This window comes from Phenylobacterium sp., assembly GCF_046463815.1.
Classification (GTDB): Bacteria; Pseudomonadota; Alphaproteobacteria; order Caulobacterales; family Caulobacteraceae; genus Phenylobacterium.
The window spans coordinates 76,394-91,818 of the sequence record NZ_JBKBRO010000013.1 but is presented as its reverse complement, the minus strand read 5'-3'; the positions used below and the strand labels follow the sequence as shown (position 1 = coordinate 91,818).

The 15,425-nt window shown below is 72.6% G+C and carries 14 protein-coding genes; 7 read left to right on the top strand and 7 right to left on the bottom strand.

The window, feature by feature from the left end; all coding sequences use genetic code 11:
* Window positions 1-16: 16 nt before the first annotated feature.
* Window positions 17-1,111 (bottom strand): tRNA 2-selenouridine(34) synthase MnmH, encoded by a 1,095-nt coding sequence (gene mnmH, locus ACK4TT_RS10570; RefSeq protein WP_409639342.1) that lies wholly within the window; start codon window positions 1,109-1,111, stop codon window positions 17-19.
* Between the two features lie 39 nt (window positions 1,112-1,150).
* Here mnmH and selD point away from each other — a divergent pair, with 39 nt between their 5' ends.
* Complete coding sequence (gene selD, locus ACK4TT_RS10565) at window positions 1,151-2,194, top strand: selenide, water dikinase SelD (protein ID WP_409639339.1); 1,044 nt, start codon at window positions 1,151-1,153, stop codon at window positions 2,192-2,194.
* On the opposite strand, the gene glpK is transcribed toward selD, so the two are convergent.
* A complete protein-coding gene (glpK, locus tag ACK4TT_RS10560; protein WP_409639336.1) occupies window positions 2,191-3,687 on the bottom strand; it encodes a glycerol kinase GlpK in 1,497 nt (498 codons plus the stop codon). The genes selD and glpK overlap by 4 nt on opposite strands.
* A gap of 130 nt (window positions 3,688-3,817) precedes the next feature.
* Here glpK and ACK4TT_RS10555 point away from each other — a divergent pair, with 130 nt between their 5' ends.
* The 3 genes from ACK4TT_RS10555 (at window position 3,818) to ACK4TT_RS10545 (ending at window position 6,319) form a co-directional block, all read left to right on the top strand.
* A complete protein-coding gene (locus tag ACK4TT_RS10555; RefSeq protein WP_409639333.1) occupies window positions 3,818-4,927 on the top strand; it encodes a DUF2336 domain-containing protein in 1,110 nt (369 codons plus the stop codon).
* Window positions 4,928-4,970: 43 nt separating this feature from the next.
* Window positions 4,971-5,753, top strand: coding sequence for an NAD kinase (locus tag ACK4TT_RS10550; RefSeq protein ID WP_409639330.1), 783 nt, complete (start codon window positions 4,971-4,973; stop codon window positions 5,751-5,753).
* Window positions 5,754-5,833: 80 nt separating this feature from the next.
* On the top strand, window positions 5,834-6,319 hold the full coding sequence (locus tag ACK4TT_RS10545; RefSeq protein ID WP_409639327.1) for an Hpt domain-containing protein: 486 nt from the start codon (window positions 5,834-5,836) through the stop codon (window positions 6,317-6,319).
* Window positions 6,320-6,324: 5 nt separating this feature from the next.
* On the opposite strand, the gene ACK4TT_RS10540 is transcribed toward ACK4TT_RS10545, so the two are convergent.
* Both ACK4TT_RS10540 and ACK4TT_RS10535 read right to left on the bottom strand, forming a co-directional pair.
* Window positions 6,325-7,110: an NUDIX hydrolase gene (locus tag ACK4TT_RS10540; RefSeq protein ID WP_409639324.1), complete on the bottom strand. Its 786-nt coding sequence runs from the start codon at window positions 7,108-7,110 to the stop codon at window positions 6,325-6,327.
* Window positions 7,111-7,160: 50 nt separating this feature from the next.
* Window positions 7,161-8,300 carry a DUF2336 domain-containing protein gene (locus ACK4TT_RS10535; protein WP_409639321.1) on the bottom strand — a complete coding sequence of 380 codons (1,140 nt, stop codon included), beginning with the start codon at window positions 8,298-8,300 and terminating at the stop codon, window positions 7,161-7,163.
* 168 nt (window positions 8,301-8,468) lie between these two features.
* Here ACK4TT_RS10535 and ACK4TT_RS10530 point away from each other — a divergent pair, with 168 nt between their 5' ends.
* Complete coding sequence (locus tag ACK4TT_RS10530; RefSeq protein ID WP_410212967.1) at window positions 8,469-10,250, top strand: hybrid sensor histidine kinase/response regulator; 1,782 nt, start codon at window positions 8,469-8,471, stop codon at window positions 10,248-10,250.
* Between the two features lie 48 nt (window positions 10,251-10,298).
* Window positions 10,299-11,495, top strand: a complete 1,197-nt coding sequence (locus tag ACK4TT_RS10525) for a CaiB/BaiF CoA transferase family protein (protein WP_410212966.1) — start codon at window positions 10,299-10,301, stop codon at window positions 11,493-11,495.
* Window positions 11,496-11,497: 2 nt separating this feature from the next.
* Here the strand turns inward: ACK4TT_RS10525 and ACK4TT_RS10520 are convergent, their stop codons facing one another.
* Window positions 11,498-12,319 (bottom strand): transglycosylase SLT domain-containing protein, encoded by an 822-nt coding sequence (locus ACK4TT_RS10520; RefSeq protein WP_409639398.1) that lies wholly within the window; start codon window positions 12,317-12,319, stop codon window positions 11,498-11,500.
* A gap of 123 nt (window positions 12,320-12,442) precedes the next feature.
* Between ACK4TT_RS10520 and ACK4TT_RS10515 the strand changes: the two genes are divergently transcribed.
* Window positions 12,443-13,138, top strand: coding sequence for an energy transducer TonB (locus ACK4TT_RS10515; protein ID WP_409639312.1), 696 nt, complete (start codon window positions 12,443-12,445; stop codon window positions 13,136-13,138).
* Here the strand turns inward: ACK4TT_RS10515 and ACK4TT_RS10510 are convergent.
* Both ACK4TT_RS10510 and ACK4TT_RS10505 read right to left on the bottom strand, forming a co-directional pair.
* The gene (locus ACK4TT_RS10510) at window positions 13,135-14,304 is read right to left on the bottom strand and encodes an acyl-CoA dehydrogenase family protein (RefSeq protein ID WP_410212965.1); all 1,170 of its coding nucleotides are present in this window, start codon (window positions 14,302-14,304) and stop codon (window positions 13,135-13,137) included. The genes ACK4TT_RS10515 and ACK4TT_RS10510 overlap by 4 nt on opposite strands.
* A complete protein-coding gene (locus tag ACK4TT_RS10505) occupies window positions 14,301-15,332 on the bottom strand; it encodes an NAD(P)/FAD-dependent oxidoreductase (protein ID WP_409639306.1) in 1,032 nt (343 codons plus the stop codon). Before ACK4TT_RS10505 ends, ACK4TT_RS10510 begins: the two co-directional genes overlap by 4 nt.
* Window positions 15,333-15,425 lie beyond the last annotated feature (93 nt).

Below are 15,425 nucleotides of genomic sequence, written 5' to 3'. Positions count from 1 at the left end.
TCCTCGGATCCCTTGATTATCGCCGTTCAGACTCGCGCCCCGCCGCGCCAGCGTCAAGCGCGCCGATGACCGCCACCGTCTCGTCGGCCGCCCGCGCGCGGTCCGCCGGATCGGAGGGATCGAGCGCGATGCATCCCACGAGCGGCCGCTCGTGCTTCCTGCGGGAGCGGTCGTAGGCCGGGTCGTAATGCAGCTCCATCACCGCGCCGGCCAGGTCCGCGAACCGGCCCGCGTCCGCCAGCGCGCGCCAGCCCTCCAGGCGCCGGCGGCTCGGATGCACCGGCAGGCGGCGGAACGCCTCCTCCAGCGCGGGACGGTCGGCGATGATGTCCCGGTAGGCCTCCACGAGGTAGCGGGCGCGCTCGGCCTGTCCCGCCGAGAGCTCGATGCGCGGCGCAGCGGCCAGGCGGGCCCAGAGCGCCGGCGGCAGTATGCGCTCGCCGATCTTGCTGGATTCCGCCTCGGCCACGACCAGGCGAGCCGGGTCCAGGTCGTCCAGGGCCGCGAGCAGACGGCTCTCGAACAGCTTCTGGCTGGGCTGGGGACGGTCCTTCAGCGCTCCGAACAGCGAGCCGCGATGCGCCGCCAGGCCTTCGAGGTCCAGGGTCTGCAACCCCCGCTCCGCGATCAGCCCCAGGAGTTCGGTCTTGGCCGAACCGGTGTGGCCATCCAGCAGCACGAAATCGAGGTTCAGCGCGCCGTCGTACAGACGGGCCGTCACATGCCGGCGCCAGGTCCGGTAGCCGCCGGCCAGCACGGTCGTGCGCCATCCCACCTGGGCCAGGATGTGGGCCATGGCGTTCGACCGCATGCCGCCCCGCCAGCAATAGACCAGGGGTTTGAAGCCGCCCGGCTTGTCGGCCAGCGCCGTCTCCAGGTGGCGGGCCACGTTGCGGGCGACGTGGGCCGCGCCGATCCGCCGGGCCTTGAAGCGCGACTCCTGGACATAGATCGTCCCGACCTCGGCGCGTTCCTCATTCGAGAGCACCGGCAGGTTCACGGCGCCGGGCAGGTGGTCCTCGGCGAACTCGGCCGGACTGCGCACGTCGATGACCATGTCGAACCGCGCGAGCGCTTCCGCCGAGACGTCTTCGGTGACCTGGGGGCCCATGAGGGTGCTATAGCGCGCTTCACCGACGACGGAGAGCCCATGTCCGAGCCTGTGCGCCTCACCTCCCTCGCCCACGGCGGCGGCTGCGGCTGCAAGCTGGCGCCCGCCGTCCTGCGCGAGATCATGTCCAAGATGCCGGCCGCCGCGGCCTTCCCCGACCTGCTCGTCGGGACCGAGACTTCGGACGACGCCGCCGTCTGGCGCCTGAACGACGGTCAGGCCCTGGTGGCCACCACCGACTTCTTCATGCCGGTGGTGGACGATCCCTTCGACTTCGGCCGGATCGCGGCGACCAACGCGCTGTCGGACGTCTACGCCATGGGCGGGCGGCCGATCCTGGCGCTGGCCATCGTGGGCATGCCGGTCGGCAAGCTCGATCCCGACACCATCGGGGCGATCCTTGCGGGGGGCGCCTCGGTCTGCGCCGAGGCGGGGATTCCCGTGGCGGGCGGCCATTCCATCGACAGCGTCGAGCCGATCTACGGCCTGGTGGCGCTGGGTCTCGTCCATCCCGACAGGGTGCTGGCCAATCGGAATGCGCGCGCGGGCGACGTGCTGATCCTGACCAAGGCCCTGGGCGTGGGCGTGCTGAGCGCCGCCTTCAAGCAGGAGCGCCTGGACGCCGCCGGCTACGACGCCCTGATCGCCTCCACCACGCGGTTGAACACCCTGGGCGCCGAGCTGCCCGAGATCGCCGAGGTCCACGCCGTGACCGACGTCACCGGCTTCGGCCTGCTGGGCCACGCGCTGGAGATGTGCCGCGGCGCGGGTCTCGCCGCCGAGATCGAGGCCGCCTCGCCCGCCCTGCTGCCGGGCGTCGAGACCCTCGTCCAGGCCGGCGTCCGCACGGGCGCGTCCGGGCGCAACTGGGCCAGCTACGGCGAGGCGGTGCGCGAGCCGGCGGACCAGCCCGACTGGCGGCGCGACCTGCTGACCGACCCCCAGACCAGCGGCGGCCTGCTGATCGCCGTCGCGCCCGAGGCGGCCCAGCGGGTCCTCGCGCTGGCCCACGCGCGCGGATTCGAGGCGGCGCGGATCGTGGGCCGCATGGTCGAGGGGCCGGCGGAAGTGCGGATCGTCTAGCCGGTCCGCACCCGCGCCACGGCGTCCAGCCAGCGGGCGTAGGCCGACTCCCGCAGCGTATTGTCGGGCGCGGGCGCATAGCCTTCCGTGCCCGGCCGCGAGGCCGCGGCCTCCTCTACGCTGGCGTAGATTCCGGCGCCCAGGCCCGCGAACAGGGCCGCGCCCAGAGCCGTCGTCTCCTGATAGGACGCCCGGCAGACACGCACGCCGATCAGGTCGGCCAGCCGCTGGCTGAACCAGGCGCTTTTCGACATGCCGCCGTCGATCCGCATCTCCACGTCGCCCGCGAAGGCGTCGGGGGCGTCGGCGCGCATGGCCTCGATCAGGTCGCGGGTCTGCAGCGCGCAGGCGTCGAAGGCGGCCTGGGCGATCTCGGCGACCCCGGAATCCCGCGTCAGGCCGAAGATCGCGCCCCGGGCGCCGGCGTCCCACCACGGCGCCCCCAGGCCGGTGAAAGCGGGCACCAGGGTCACGCCGTGATCCGGCCGCGCGCTCGCCGCCAGCGCCTCGGCCGCCTGGGGCCCGCCGGGGACGCCCAGACCCTCGTTCAGCCACTGGATCGCGGCGCCGGCGATGAAGATCGCGCCCTCCAGGGCGTAGGTCGTCCGCCCGCCCACCCGGGCGGCGATGGTGGTCAGCAGCCGCGACCGTGACGGCGCCTTCGTCTCTCCGGTGTTGACCAGCATGAAGCAGCCGGTGCCGTAGGTGGCCTTCATCTCGCCCGGCCGCACGCAGCCCTGGCCCATCAGGGCCGCCTGCTGGTCGCCGGCCACGCCCCGGATCGGCACCGCGCGACCGAGCAGGCCGGCCTCCGTCTCCCCGTAGTCGTCGGCGCAGTCGCGCACGTCCGGCATCAGGCCGAGCGGCACGTCCAGCATGTCGGCCATCTCGGCCGACCATTCCCCCCGCCCGATGTCGTAGAGCAGGGTCCGCGAGGCGTTGGTGGCGTCGGTGGCGTGGACCCGCCCGCCCGTCAGCTTCCAGATCACCCAGGCGTCGATGGTGCCGGCCAGCAGGCGCCCCGCCCCGGCCGCCTCGCGGGCCCCGGCCACGTTGTCGAGCAGCCAGGCGAACTTCGTCCCGGAAAAATATGGATCGAGCAGCAGGCCGGTGATCTCGGTCACCCGCGGCTCGCGGCCGTCCTCGCGCAGGCGCTGGCAGGCGGGTTCGGTGCGGCGGTCCTGCCAGACGATGGCGCGGTGGATCGGCTGGCCCGTCTCCCGGTCCCAGATCACCGCCGTCTCGCGCTGGTTGGTGACGCCGATGGCGCTGACCTCGGCCATGCCGCGGCCGGCCTTCTCCACCGCCTCGCGCAGGACGGCCACGGAGGCCTCGAAAATCTCCTCGGCGTCGTGCTCCACCCAGCCGTCGCGGGGGTAGTGCTGGCGCAGCGGCCGGCCCGCCTCGGCCAGCGCCCGGCCGTCGGCGGCGAACAGGATCGCGCGGGTGCTGGTGGTGCCCTGGTCGAGCGCGAGAATCAGCGGTTCGGCCATGGTTCCTCGGTCCCCTTCCCGTGTCCTGAGCGAACGTCGCGGACTTTAAGCATGTTTTCATTCGCGGCCGGCTAATTGGCTACCGTCGTGTTCAGAATGGACAAGATTGGGGGTTGGGGTGAGCCTCGCCATGAGCAGCGAAAGTCTGCTCGACCTCGCTAAGAGCCGCGCGCCGGCGGACCGCGAACGCCTTCTCCTGGCGATCGTGGACCTGTGCGACACGCCCCACGCCGGCGAGGCCATGCAGGCCGAACCGATCCAGGCGCTCCTCAGCTCCATCTTCATGAGCCTCGTGGTCGAGGCCGAGCGCGACATCCGCAAGCGGCTGGCCGAGAAGCTCGCCACCGCCGACTGGGCCCCGCCGGCCCTGGTCAACGTGCTCGCGCTCGACGACATCGAGATCGCCCGCCCGATCATCGCCGACAGCCCGCTGCTGCGCGACGTGGACCTCGTGCGCCTGCTGGTCGAGGCCACCATCGAGCACCAGATCGAGATCGCGCGCCGGCCGAAGATCTCCCAGAACGTGGTCTCCGCGATCCTGCACCAGGCCGAGCCCGCCGTTCTGACGGCGCTGGCCGGCAATCCGACCGCCGAACTCTCCCCGCGGGACATGGCCGAGCTGGTCGAGATGTCGCGCCAGATCGCGGCCCTGCGCACGCCTCTGTCTCGCCATCCCCGCCTGACCAGCGACCTGGCCGAGCGGCTGTACCTGTGGGTGGGCCAGGCGCTGCGCCGCTCGCTCGCCGAGCGCTTCCGGCTGGATTCCGACGCCCTGGACCGGGTCATGGCCGCGGCCGTCGCCGAGGCCCACGCAGGCGTGCCCCGGGACAGCCAGTCCATGGTCGTCCTCGCCCGCGACGGCGAGCGCGAGGAGATGGAGCGGCGGCTGATCGACAAGCTGCACGCCGCGGGCCAGCTTCGGCCCGGCTACCTCGTCCGCGCCCTGCGCGAGGGACGTCTGACGCTGTTCATCACGGCGCTGTCGATGCTGGGACGCTTCGAGCCCGACCACATCCGGCGGGCCATCGATTCCGACCGGCCCGAGCTCCTGGGCCTGGCCTGCGCCGCCGTGGGCATCGATCGCAGCGCCTTCCCGACCATCCTGGAGCTCGTCCGTAGCCTGAACGACGGGATGCCGGGCGGCGGCGCGGAGTCCGCGCGGCGGGCCTCCGGAGCCTTCGCCCCGGTCACCCCCACCGTCGCCGGCGCGGCGTTCCGGCAGGCCGCCAAGTCGCTTTAAGACCTTTGACAGACGCGCCGGCTTCAGCGCTTCTGACCGGCCGATGTTCAAGCCCGAACCCTTCGTCACGCGCCTCACCTTCGAGGCCAGCGACCGCCCGGAGGCGCAGGAGGCCCGCGCCCGCCTGGTCGAGCGGTATGGCGACGCCGGCGAGGCCGAGGCCCAGGCGATCGTGGCCCTGGGCGGGGACGGCTTCATGCTCGAGACCGTCCACCGGCGCATGGAATCGGGCAAGCCGATCTACGGCATGAACCGCGGCTCGGTCGGCTTCCTGATGAACGAGTATAGCGAGGACGGTCTGCTCGACCGGATCAACGCCGCCGAGAAGGCCGTCATCCATCCCCTGCGCATGACGGCGCAGGACATCCGCGGCGAGACTCACGTGGCGCTGGCCTTCAACGAGGTCTCGCTGCTGCGCCAGACGCGCCAGACCGCCAAGCTGCGGATCTCGGTCGACGGCAAGGTGCGGCTGGGCGAGCTCCAGTGCGACGGGGCCCTGGTGGCGACGCCGGCCGGCTCCACGGCCTACAACCTCTCCGCCCACGGGCCGATCATCCCGCTCGACGCCAAGATCCTGGCCCTGACGCCGATCAGCGCCTTCCGGCCTCGCCGGTGGCGCGGCGCCCTCCTGGCCCACACCGCCAAGGTGGCCTTCGACGTACTCGAGGCCGACAAGCGGCCGGTCAGCGCCGTGGCCGACAATTTCGAGGTCCGGGATGTCACGCATGTGAATGTGGCCGAGGACCGGAGCGTCTCCATCACCATGCTCTTCGACGCCGGCCGTAGCCTCGAAGAGCGCGTGCTCGCCGAACAATTCTCCGTTTGAGCAACAGGTCCGCCCACGGCTCAGGTGTTATTAACGGGTTGTCCTTAAGATCGCCGGGCGACCCTGCCAGGAGAGCCCCAGTGAGCGAGCCAAAGTCCGGTCACCTGATCCAGCCGCCCAACGCCCTTCGCCTGAAGGTCGGCGGCGGCCGGCTGGGCGCCATCGACGCCGCGGCGATCGCCAAGGCCGAGGCCGCGCTGCAGAGCCTTTCCGGCAATTTCGCCCAGTGGCTGAACGACGAGGTCGGCAAGCTCGAGGCCGCGCGCCAGGGCGTCCGCGCCAGCGGCGTCACCGTCGAGAGCATGGACACGCTCTACCTGCGCGCCCACGACCTGAAGGGCCTGGGCTCCACCTACGGCTTCCCGCTGATCACCCGTATCGCCGGCCTGCTGTGCCGGCTGATCGACGACAAGGACAAGCGCCTCGACGCGCCCATGCCGCTGATCGACGCCCACATCGACGCGATCAAGGCCGCCGTCCGCGACGGCATCAAGGGCGAGGACCATCCGGTCGGCAAGGCCCTGGTCCAGGAACTGGAAAGCCGCGTCCGGGAATTCGGCGCCTAGGCGCCTCAGGCGCCGATCCGCTCCAGCGGCTCGGCCACATCGCCGTAGCCAGCTTCCGGCGGCAGCACCAGCACGCGTCCCTCCGGCCGCACCTCCACCTTCGGCGTCACGGTGACAAGCTCGCGCGCCTGCGCCCGGGCGACCGCATCGGCCGCGCTGGCCGCCTCCCCCAGCAGCCGCAGGTTCATGCGGGTGGGGAAGATCACCGTCCGCTCGCCCGCCTCGGCCAGCCGCAGGACCTCCGAGGGCGCGATCCATTCGGCGTCCACGGTCTCGCGCCCGTCGCAGGCGGCGAGCTGCCCCTCGGGCGCGCGCACGGCGTAGAACCAGGTGTCGAACCGCTTGGGCATGATCGGCGGCGTGATCCAGCGGGCGAAGACGGTGAGCGCCTCCAGGCTCAGCCGCACGCCCAGCTCCCGCACCACGTCCAGGAACGCCAGCCGGCCCGCGTCCACCGCCTCGCGGACTTCCAGCGGACAGGCTTCGGCGAACGGCGCGCCGTCGGCGTGCTCGGCCAGCAGGAGGCCGGCCTCCTCGAAGACCTCGCGGATCGCCGCGATCCGCAGGCCCCGCTGCTCGGCGTCGAACCGGTCCCAGCCGCTGGCGTGGTCGGCCCAGGCCGGGTCATGGTCGCCGGCGTGCGACTTGCCGCCCGGGAAGACCAGGGCGCCGGACGCGAAGTCGATCTGGTGGTGCCGCTTGACCATCAGGACCTCGAAGGCCGGGTCGTCGCGCAGCAGGAGGATGGTGGCCGCCGGACGGATTTCCACGGCGTTCTGGGCTTGGCTCATGACTCAAGCTTGGGCTCGGCGGGGAGCCCGGGCAAGGGTTTCAGGCGGTTTTAGGCGGTTTCCGCCACGTCACGCGACGCAGGGCGGCTGCGGTTCATCCGCTCCAGCAGGTAGTCCACGTCCTCGCGCGTCGCCGCCTGGGGCTGGGTGAGGAAGCGCTGGAGCATGCGCTCCTGGAACCGCTCGCGGTCGCGCACGCCGCCGTCGAACTCCAGGGCGTGGAAGGCGTCGACCGCGGCCCGGAAGGCCGGGAACAGGCGGGCCGGAAGCCCTGCGCGCTCGTAGATGGCCCGCAGACCCAGGGGGCCGGCGTCGTGGATCATCAGCCAGGTCCGGTGGTGCGGCACGCCGGCGAGCTCGGCCACGCCCCACTCGAAGAACGTCATGTGCCCGTGCGCCAAGGCCCGGAGCAGCAGGGACGCGGTGAGCTTGTTCTCGGCCCGCAGGTGGGCCGCGAAGCCCTTCATATCGGCGGCGCGGCCGGCCTGGTCCACGAGATCGACCGCGGCCCGCTCGGCGGTCCCCATGGCGATCTCCATGGCCCGCTCGGGCGAGATCGCGTGGCGGGTGATCAGGTGATCGCGGAGCTGGTCGCTGACCAGGGTGATCAGCCGCTCGGTAACCGACAGCGGCAGGACCGAGCGATAGGCGATGGCGGCCAGCACCCGCTCCGACTGCTCGAAGCGGTCGATGACCTTCTGCAGGGCGGATTCCGTGAACTCGGCGCGGTCGTTGCCGCAGGCCGACGAGACCGCGCGCTCGCCGCCATGCTCCGCCAGGGCGTCGGTGACCGTGCGGCTCAGGACGGGACGCTTGGCGATGGCGAGCTGGCGCACCGGTCCGCCGAGGCGGACGATCTCGGCCAGATCCTCGTCCGTGAAGGCCGGCGAGAAGGCCAGCATCGGCAGGCAGATGCTCTCGACGTCGCGGGCCAGCTTCAGGGCCACGTCGCGTGGCACCACCGGCGAGGCCTTCAGGGTGTCCACCAGCGCCCGGCGCACCAGTTCGGCGGCGTCGGCCGCCATCACCCGCAGGATCTCGGCGGCGAGAGTGCGGTCTTCGTCCGACATGGGCGCGCGCTCGATGGCGCCGCACAGCTTGCGCGCGGCCGCCGCCCGCTCGTCCGGGGTGGCGCCCTTCAGCAGCGTGCGGATATCGCTCTCCGTCAGCGCCGAACGCGTGGTCGCCATGCCCCTCGAAATCCCCAGGCCCCGGGACCGGAGTCCCACGAGTCGAGTTTTCTCCAGTTAAGCTTAATCGAAGGTTGCCGGCCGAATCTGTGGATTAACGCTCTCGCGTAACCGCCCGCCAACCGGACCGGGCGCAGGCTTCCGCCGAGCTTCGGAAGGAGGCCCCCCGTGGTCAAGGCAGACGACGCCCGCGACGCCGGCGGCCTTACCATCAACGAACAGGGCATGAAGGCCCAGGCCCGGCTCCTGCCCTATGCGGTGGGCGCGTTCCTGGTGGGCCTGCCGGTCCTCGTCTGGGTGGGCAGCCACGCGGCCAACGCCATGTGGATGGCGGCCAGCTTCGTCCTCTTCACCATCGGCTGGGGCGCCTTCTACGCCATCGCCCATTGGCTGAGGACGCCGCGCGCGCTGGACCTGAAGATTCGCGCTCGGGTGCAGATCCTGGGCGGCCTCCTGTGGTCGGGCGCCATCGCCCAGCTCGCCGTCTTCGCCGATGGCGCGGGACCGGCGCGGGAGAGCCTGCTGCTGCTGTCGCTGGCGGCCTCGCTGATCAGCGTCTTCTTCGCCGCACCCTGGTTGCCCAGCCTGCTGATCGTCACGCCGGCGGCGCTCGCCGGCCCCCTCGCCGTGCTGTTCAGCCGGCCCGAGGACCATGATCTGGCGAGGCTGAGCTGGGGCGCCGCCGCCCTGTCGCTGGCGCTGGCCCTGCTCGTGAACCGCATCCTGCGCAGCCAGTTCCTGCTGGCCGCCGAGCGCGAGGTGCTGATCGCCGAACGGGCCGAACAGGCCGAGGCGGCCCGGCGCCTGGCCCGCTCCAAGTCCGACCTTGTCTCCACGCTGTCGGACGAGATCCGCAATGGCCTGACCGGCGTCACCCACGTGCTGGCCGCCGCCGCCGGCAAGGGCGGCCGCGCCGCCCCCTCGCGCCAGCAGCTCTCGGCCGCGCTGGACGCCCTGAACGACCTCCTGTCCGTGCTGAACACCACCGTGGACGCCGAGACCGCCGAGGCGGGCCGCCTCAGCGTCGAGCCCCGGCCCGTGGACCTCGTGGGCCTCGCCCGCGACCTCGTGCTGCTGCACCGCCCGGCCGCCGCGGCCAAGGGGCTGGAGATCGCCCTGCACGTTGAGCCCGACCTCGCATCCGGCGGCGCCGGCGCGGCCATCGCCGACCCCGCCCGGGCCCGCCAGATACTCTCCGCCCTGATCGGCAACGCCGTGAAGTTCACCCTGCGCGGCCGCATCGAGGCGCGCCTGACCCGCACCGGCGACGGCCGGATCGCCGTGGCCGTCGCCGACACCGGCCCGGGCCTATCGGACGAGGAGCTGGCGCTCGCCCTGCAACCCTTCCAGCGGATCGCCCGGACCAGCGCCGGCGCGCCGGGCGCGGGCCTGGGCCTGCCGCTCGCCTGCCGCCTCGCCCGGCTGATGGGCGGCGAGGTGCGCGCCCAGAGCGCCGTCGGCGTCGGAAGCTGCTTCACCCTGGAACTGCCCTTCGACCCCGCCGCCGAGGCGCCTTCCGCGGACGCCCCGCCCGCCCTCGAGGCCGAGGGCCGGCGCCTGCGCGTCCTGGCGGTGGACGCCGACCCCCTCGGCGCGGCCATGCTGCGCGCCACTCTCGAACAGCTCGGCCACCAGGTCGTCCACGCGGTCGACGGGACCCGCGCGGTGGAGCTCGCCCGGATCTGCGATTTCGACCTCGCCGTGGTGTCGGGGCGGATGCCCGGGATGGACGGGCCCGAGACGATCGCCGCGCTCCGCCGCCTGACCGGGGACGCCGCTCGCACGCCAGTGGTCGCCCTGATCGGGGGGGACCTGGACGAGGCCCGGGACTGCCAGACCGCCGGAGCCGACGCCCTGCTGCGCCGGCCGGTGGCCGTGACCGCCGCGGCCCGCGCCATCGCCGAAGCCCTGTCGGCCCGCCCCGCCGCCAACGACCGCGCGGTGGCCTGACAAGGTCTCCAACACGCGTTTAAATGCCCTTCAAAACGGGAGGGATGCGTGCTGCTGCAAGGTCTGAAGGTCGTCGACTTCACCGCCTACATCGCCGGGCCGGGAGCCGCGTGCATCCTGGCCGACTGGGGCGCCGACGTGATCAAGGTCGAACGGCCCGAGGGCGACGCCATGCGCCACATCTTCGGCGACCTTAAGACGGACCTGGGCGCCAATCCGACCTTCGACCTCGACAACCGCGGCAAGCGCGGGATCGTGCTCGACATCTCCAAGCCAGAGGGCCGCGCGGCCTTGGCCAAGCTGGCCGCCCAGGCCGACGTCTTCCTGACCAACGTCCGCCCCGCGTCGCTCAAGCGGGCGGGCCTCGACGACGGGACCCTGCGCAAGGCCAACCCCCGCCTCGTCTACGCGGTCATCACCGGCTACGGCCTGGAAGGGCCCGAGGCGCACAAGCCCGGCTTCGACGTCACCGCCTTCTGGGCCCGCGCCGGCGTGGCCAGCATGACCGCCCCCAAGGGCATGGACCCCTTCCTGCTGCGCTCTGGCGTGGGCGACCACACGACCTCGCTGGCCACCGTCTCGGCCATCCTTGCCGCCCTCTACGAGCGCGAGCGGACCGGCCAGGGCCGCCTCGTGCAGACCTCGCTGCTGGCGACGGGGATCTACGTCATGGGCTCGGACCTGGCGGTGCAACTGAAGTTCGGCCGCCTCGCCTCGGCCCGCACCCGCGACAATCCGATCAACGCCCTGGCCAACTTCTACCGGAGCGCCGACGGCCGCTGGTTCGTGCACAATCCGCGCGGCGCGGGCGGCGGCTGGGAGGCCTTCTGCCAGGCGGCCGGCCGGCCCGACCTCGTCGCCGACGAACGCTTCGCCAGCGGCAAGGCCCGGCGCGAGAACGCCCGCGCACTCACCGTGGAGTTCGACAAGGCCTTCGCTGCTCTCCCCTTCGACGAGATCGCCCGCCGTCTCGACGCCGCGGACCTCGTGTGGGCGCCGGTCCAGACGCCCGCCGACGTGGCCGCCGATCCCCAGGCCGCGGCCGCCGGCGCCTTCGTGGAGGTGGAGGACGGCCAGGGCGGGACGTTCCGCTCGGTCGCCTCCCCCGCCCGCTTCCCCGGCGCCGACGCCGAGCGGCGCCCGGCCTCGCCGAAACTGGGGGAGCACACCCGCGAGGTGCTGGCCGAGCTGGGCTACGCGGAAGCCGAGATCGAAGCGATGTTCGCGGCGGGGGCGGCGGCCTGATCTCAGCCGTCGCGGCTGTCCGACAGCATCTTGAGCATCTCGGAGGTGAACAGCGAGCCGGTGAGCCGGCTGCCGACCCCGAGCTGGTCGTTCGGCTGGGCGCCCTTGAGGATCAGCGCCACCAGAGCCTCCTGCTCGCGCTGGCGCGAGAGCCGCCGCGCCGAGGCGTATTCGAGGAAGCCGCCGTCGTCGTCCGAGGCGCCGGAGCCGCTGACCGCCTCGTGGCCCCCTGCCGTGCGGGTGAGGTTGGCGTAGACCTCCGAGACCGTGGCCGCGCGGCCGTCGCGGTAGAAGATCGAGCGGTTGGCCTGGGCCGCGTCGGGAAACAGGGCCGCGGCGGATGCGCCGGGCCGGCTCTGCACGGCCTCGATCAGCTTGGCCGAGCCCTGGGGTCCCAGGAAGTGGGCGGCGTAGAGTTCCCCAGCCGTGGGGGAGCGCCCCACCCGGCCCTTCAGATAAGCGGCATGGTCCGAGGCCAGCTCGCCGGCCATCAGCGAGGCGGCGTGCGGATCGAGCCGCAGGTCCATGACCGCGCGGCGGGCTTCCGCCCCGTTCACGCGGTAGCGGCCGTCGTCTCCCTGGGTGATCAGCTCGGCGTAGCGGGCGTAGCCGTACTTCGAGCCGTGGGTCTTCAGCGTCTGCAGCCAGGTCTGCTCGACGAACTGGAAGAGCCCGGCCGCCGACGAGGTCGAGGCCCGCGCCGTCGGGTTCAGGCCGCTCTCGCGGCCCGCGGTCTTCATCAGGAAGCTGAAGTCGACGCCCGTCGCCTTGGAGGCGCGTTCGATCGCAGCCTCGACGATTCCGCGAATCCCCTGGACGGCCATGCCCATGGGGTGGGCCCGGCATGGTTAACGCGCCGCTAACCATGTCGTCGCGCAGTGGTTGACATATGTAATTTTCGAGCTCACATCTAGGACATATTACGCTTGTAACTTCGGAGTTCGGACATGGCTCACCTGGCTTCCATCGCCTCTGGCTTCACCCCCAAGGGCCGCCGCGTCTCGCGAACCACCGTCATCGTGGGACTTTCGGTCGCCGCCCACGCCGGCGTCGCGGCCTACCTGGCCATGATGCAGTTCGCGCCGCCCAGGGTGGTCCCCTACCCGGAGCCGCCCGCCATCGACGGGAAGATCTTCGACCGCTTCAGGCCGCCGCCGCCGCCGAAGCCGGTCGAGGATCCGCCGAGCACGATCACGCCGCACAAGCCGTTGAACCCCGTCGCCGGTCCCGTGGACCCGCTGCCGGTCGATCCGCCCGAACACATCGGCCCGCCGCCGATCGGCCCGATCGCGACGCTGGACCCGCCGCCCGCGATCGCCGCGCCCGCCGACGATCCGGTGATCGGCAATCCCACCTGGCTCCGGCGGCCCGACGCCGACGACCTGGCGCGCTACTATCCCGACGCCGCCTTGCGGAAGGGCCTGGAGGGCGCGGCGACCATCTCTTGCGCCGTGACGGCCAAGGGCTCGGTGGCGGCCTGCGAGGTGACGTCGGAGAGTCCCGCCGGCGAGGGCTTCGGCGAGGCCGCGCTCAAGCTCTCGCGCTATTTCCGCATGAGCCCCAAGACCGTGGACGGCCGCGCGGTCGAGGGCGGCGAGGTCCGCATCCCGATCCGCTTCCGCCTGCCCCGGGATCGCGCCTAGTAGCTCTTCGGAAGGCCCAGGACCCGCTCGGCGATATAGTTGAAGATCATCTCCCGGCTGACGGGGGCGATGCGCGGGATCATCGCCTCCCGGAAGTACCGCTCCACGTCGTACTCCTTGGCGTAGCCCATGCCGCCGTGGGCCAGCACCGCCGCCTCGCAGGCGCGGAAGCCCGCCTCGCCGCCCAGGTACTTGGCCGCGTTCGCCTCGGCGCCGCAGTCACGTCCGGCGTCGTGGAGCGCGGCGGCCTTGAAGGCCATCAGGTTCGCCGCCTCCAGCTCGGCCCAGGAGCGGGCCAGCGGATGGGCCACGCCCTGGTTCTGGCCGATGGGCCGGCCGAACACGACCCGCTCCCTGGCGTAGGCCGCCGCCTTCTTCAGGGCCGCGCGACCCAGGCCCACGGCCTCGGCGGCGATCAGCACCCGCTCTGGGTTCAGCCCCTCCAGCAGGTAGCGGAATCCCTGTCCCTCCTCGCCCACCAGGGCGTCGGCGGGGACGTGCAGGTCGTCGATGAAGACGGCGTTGGACTCGATCGCCTTGCGACCCATCTTCGGGATCGGCCGGGCGTGGATCTTCTCCCGGTCGAAGTCGACGTAGAACAGGCTGATCCCCTCGTGCGGCTTCTTCACCTCGTCCCGGGGCGTCGTGCGCGCGACGATCAGCATCTTGGTCGCCCGCTGGGCCATGGTGGTCCACATCTTCCGGCCCGAGATGACGTAGCCGTCGTTCGTGCGGACCGCCCGCGTGGCGACGCGGGTGGTGTCGAGGCCGGCGTCGGGCTCGGTGACGCCGAAGCACATGCGGTCCTCGCCCGAAATCAGCCGGGGGATCAGCTTGCGCTTCTGCTCGTCGGTCCCGAACCTGGCGAGCGGCATGGGGCCGAAGATGTTGAGGTGCAGGGCGCTGGCGCCCGAGAAGCCCGCCCCGCTCTCGGCCACCGCCTGCATGGCGATGGCGGCCTCGGTGAGCCCCAGGCCCGAGCCGCCCAGCTCCACCGGCATGGCGGCGCCCAGCCAGCCGGCCTCGGCCATGGCCGCCACGAAGGCCTCCGGGAAGTCGCCGGTCTCGTCGGTGCGCCGCCAGTATTCGGCGTCGAAGCGTTCGCAGAGCTTCAGGACCCCGTCGCGGATCGCCTGCTGCTCGTCGGTGAACCAGAAGCCGTTCATGCCGCCCCCCCAAAGCGCCCCGGGTCGAAGCGCGGGCCATGGGGACCAGGGTCACGCCCCGTCACGCAAGCCGCCGCCACCTTGGCCACCAGCGGCGCGAGCAGCCAGCCGTTGCGGCGTGCGCCCACCGCCAGCAGCACGCCGGGCGCCTCGCTCCAGCCCACCATCGGCAGGCCGTCCGGGGTCGCGCCGCGCACCCCGGCCCCGATCTCGAACGGAGCGTCGGCGAGGTGCGGGAAGAGGCGCGCGGCCGCCCGGCGCAGCGGCTCGACCTTGTCCGGCTCGATCTCAACGTCGTCGCGTCCCGGCTCCATGGTGGCGCCGACGGCCACGCCCTCGTCGGCGGGGGTCACATAGACGCCCTCGCCCCGCACCGTGACCGCGCCGGGCGCCGCGGCGGCGCGCACGATATGGCCCTTGATCGGGGAGAGCCGCGAAAGCTCGGGTGCGACGTTGCTCAGCCCCCGGCCCGCGCCGGTGGCGACCACCAGAACCTCGCCGGGGACCGGGCCGGTCGCAGGCTCGCGGCGGAACGCGACGCCCACGGCCTCGGCGGCGCGGCGCAGGCCCGAAAGCGCCGCGCCGGGCGCGATCCGCCAGTCCTCGCGCATCAACAGCGCGCGCGGGAACTCGGGCGACAGGCCGGGCGCCATGGCCGTGGCCGTCGCATGGCCGATCTCGGCGGGGTGCAGGCCCAGGCCGGCGAAGCCCGCCGCCACCTTCTCCAGCCAGGCGTCGGACCCGACCGCCAGGGCGCCCGAGCGATCCAGCCGCACCCCCGCCCGCTCGGCGAGACCCGGCCACAGGTCGCGCGCCGCCAGCAGGATCGCCAGGTGTCCCCGGGCCTCGGGATCGAGCACCGCCTCGAAGGCCGGCGCAATCATCCCGCCCGCCACGCCGGAGGCGTTGGCCAGGGGTTCGGCCGGATCGCAAACCGTCACCCCAACGCCGGCGTCGGCCAGTGCGAGCGCGCAGCTCAAGCCCAGGGCGCCGGCGCCCGCGATCGTCACCCGCGTCTGTCCGCTCATGTCCGCTAACGACCCGCCCCGGCCTGGAAAATCAAGGCCGCGGGCGCCGGAACCGTGGCGGCGGAGGCGGGTTCAACACGGCGAGCCGCGCCA

Excerpts from the sequence above, each read along its gene's own strand:
- ACK4TT_RS10535 (WP_409639321.1), bottom strand. The coding sequence starts at position 8,300 with ATGGCGACCACGCGTTCGGCGCTGACGGAGAGCGATATCCGCACGCTG.
- glpK (WP_409639336.1), bottom strand. The coding sequence starts at position 3,687 with ATGGCCGAACCGCTGATTCTCGCGCTCGACCAGGGCACCACCAGCACC.
- ACK4TT_RS10505 (WP_409639306.1), bottom strand. The coding sequence starts at position 15,332 with ATGAGCGGACAGACGCGGGTGACGATCGCGGGCGCCGGCGCCCTGGGC.
- ACK4TT_RS10550 (WP_409639330.1), top strand. The coding sequence starts at position 4,971 with ATGTTCAAGCCCGAACCCTTCGTCACGCGCCTCACCTTCGAGGCCAGC.
- ACK4TT_RS10555 (WP_409639333.1), top strand. The coding sequence starts at position 3,818 with ATGAGCAGCGAAAGTCTGCTCGACCTCGCTAAGAGCCGCGCGCCGGCG.
- ACK4TT_RS10510 (WP_410212965.1), bottom strand. The coding sequence starts at position 14,304 with ATGAACGGCTTCTGGTTCACCGACGAGCAGCAGGCGATCCGCGACGGG.
- ACK4TT_RS10540 (WP_409639324.1), bottom strand. The coding sequence starts at position 7,110 with ATGAGCCAAGCCCAGAACGCCGTGGAAATCCGTCCGGCGGCCACCATC.
- ACK4TT_RS10520 (WP_409639398.1), bottom strand. The coding sequence starts at position 12,319 with ATGGCCGTCCAGGGGATTCGCGGAATCGTCGAGGCTGCGATCGAACGC.
- selD (WP_409639339.1), top strand. The coding sequence starts at position 1,151 with ATGTCCGAGCCTGTGCGCCTCACCTCCCTCGCCCACGGCGGCGGCTGC.
- ACK4TT_RS10515 (WP_409639312.1), top strand. The coding sequence starts at position 12,443 with ATGGCTCACCTGGCTTCCATCGCCTCTGGCTTCACCCCCAAGGGCCGC.
- mnmH (WP_409639342.1), bottom strand. The coding sequence starts at position 1,111 with ATGGGCCCCCAGGTCACCGAAGACGTCTCGGCGGAAGCGCTCGCGCGG.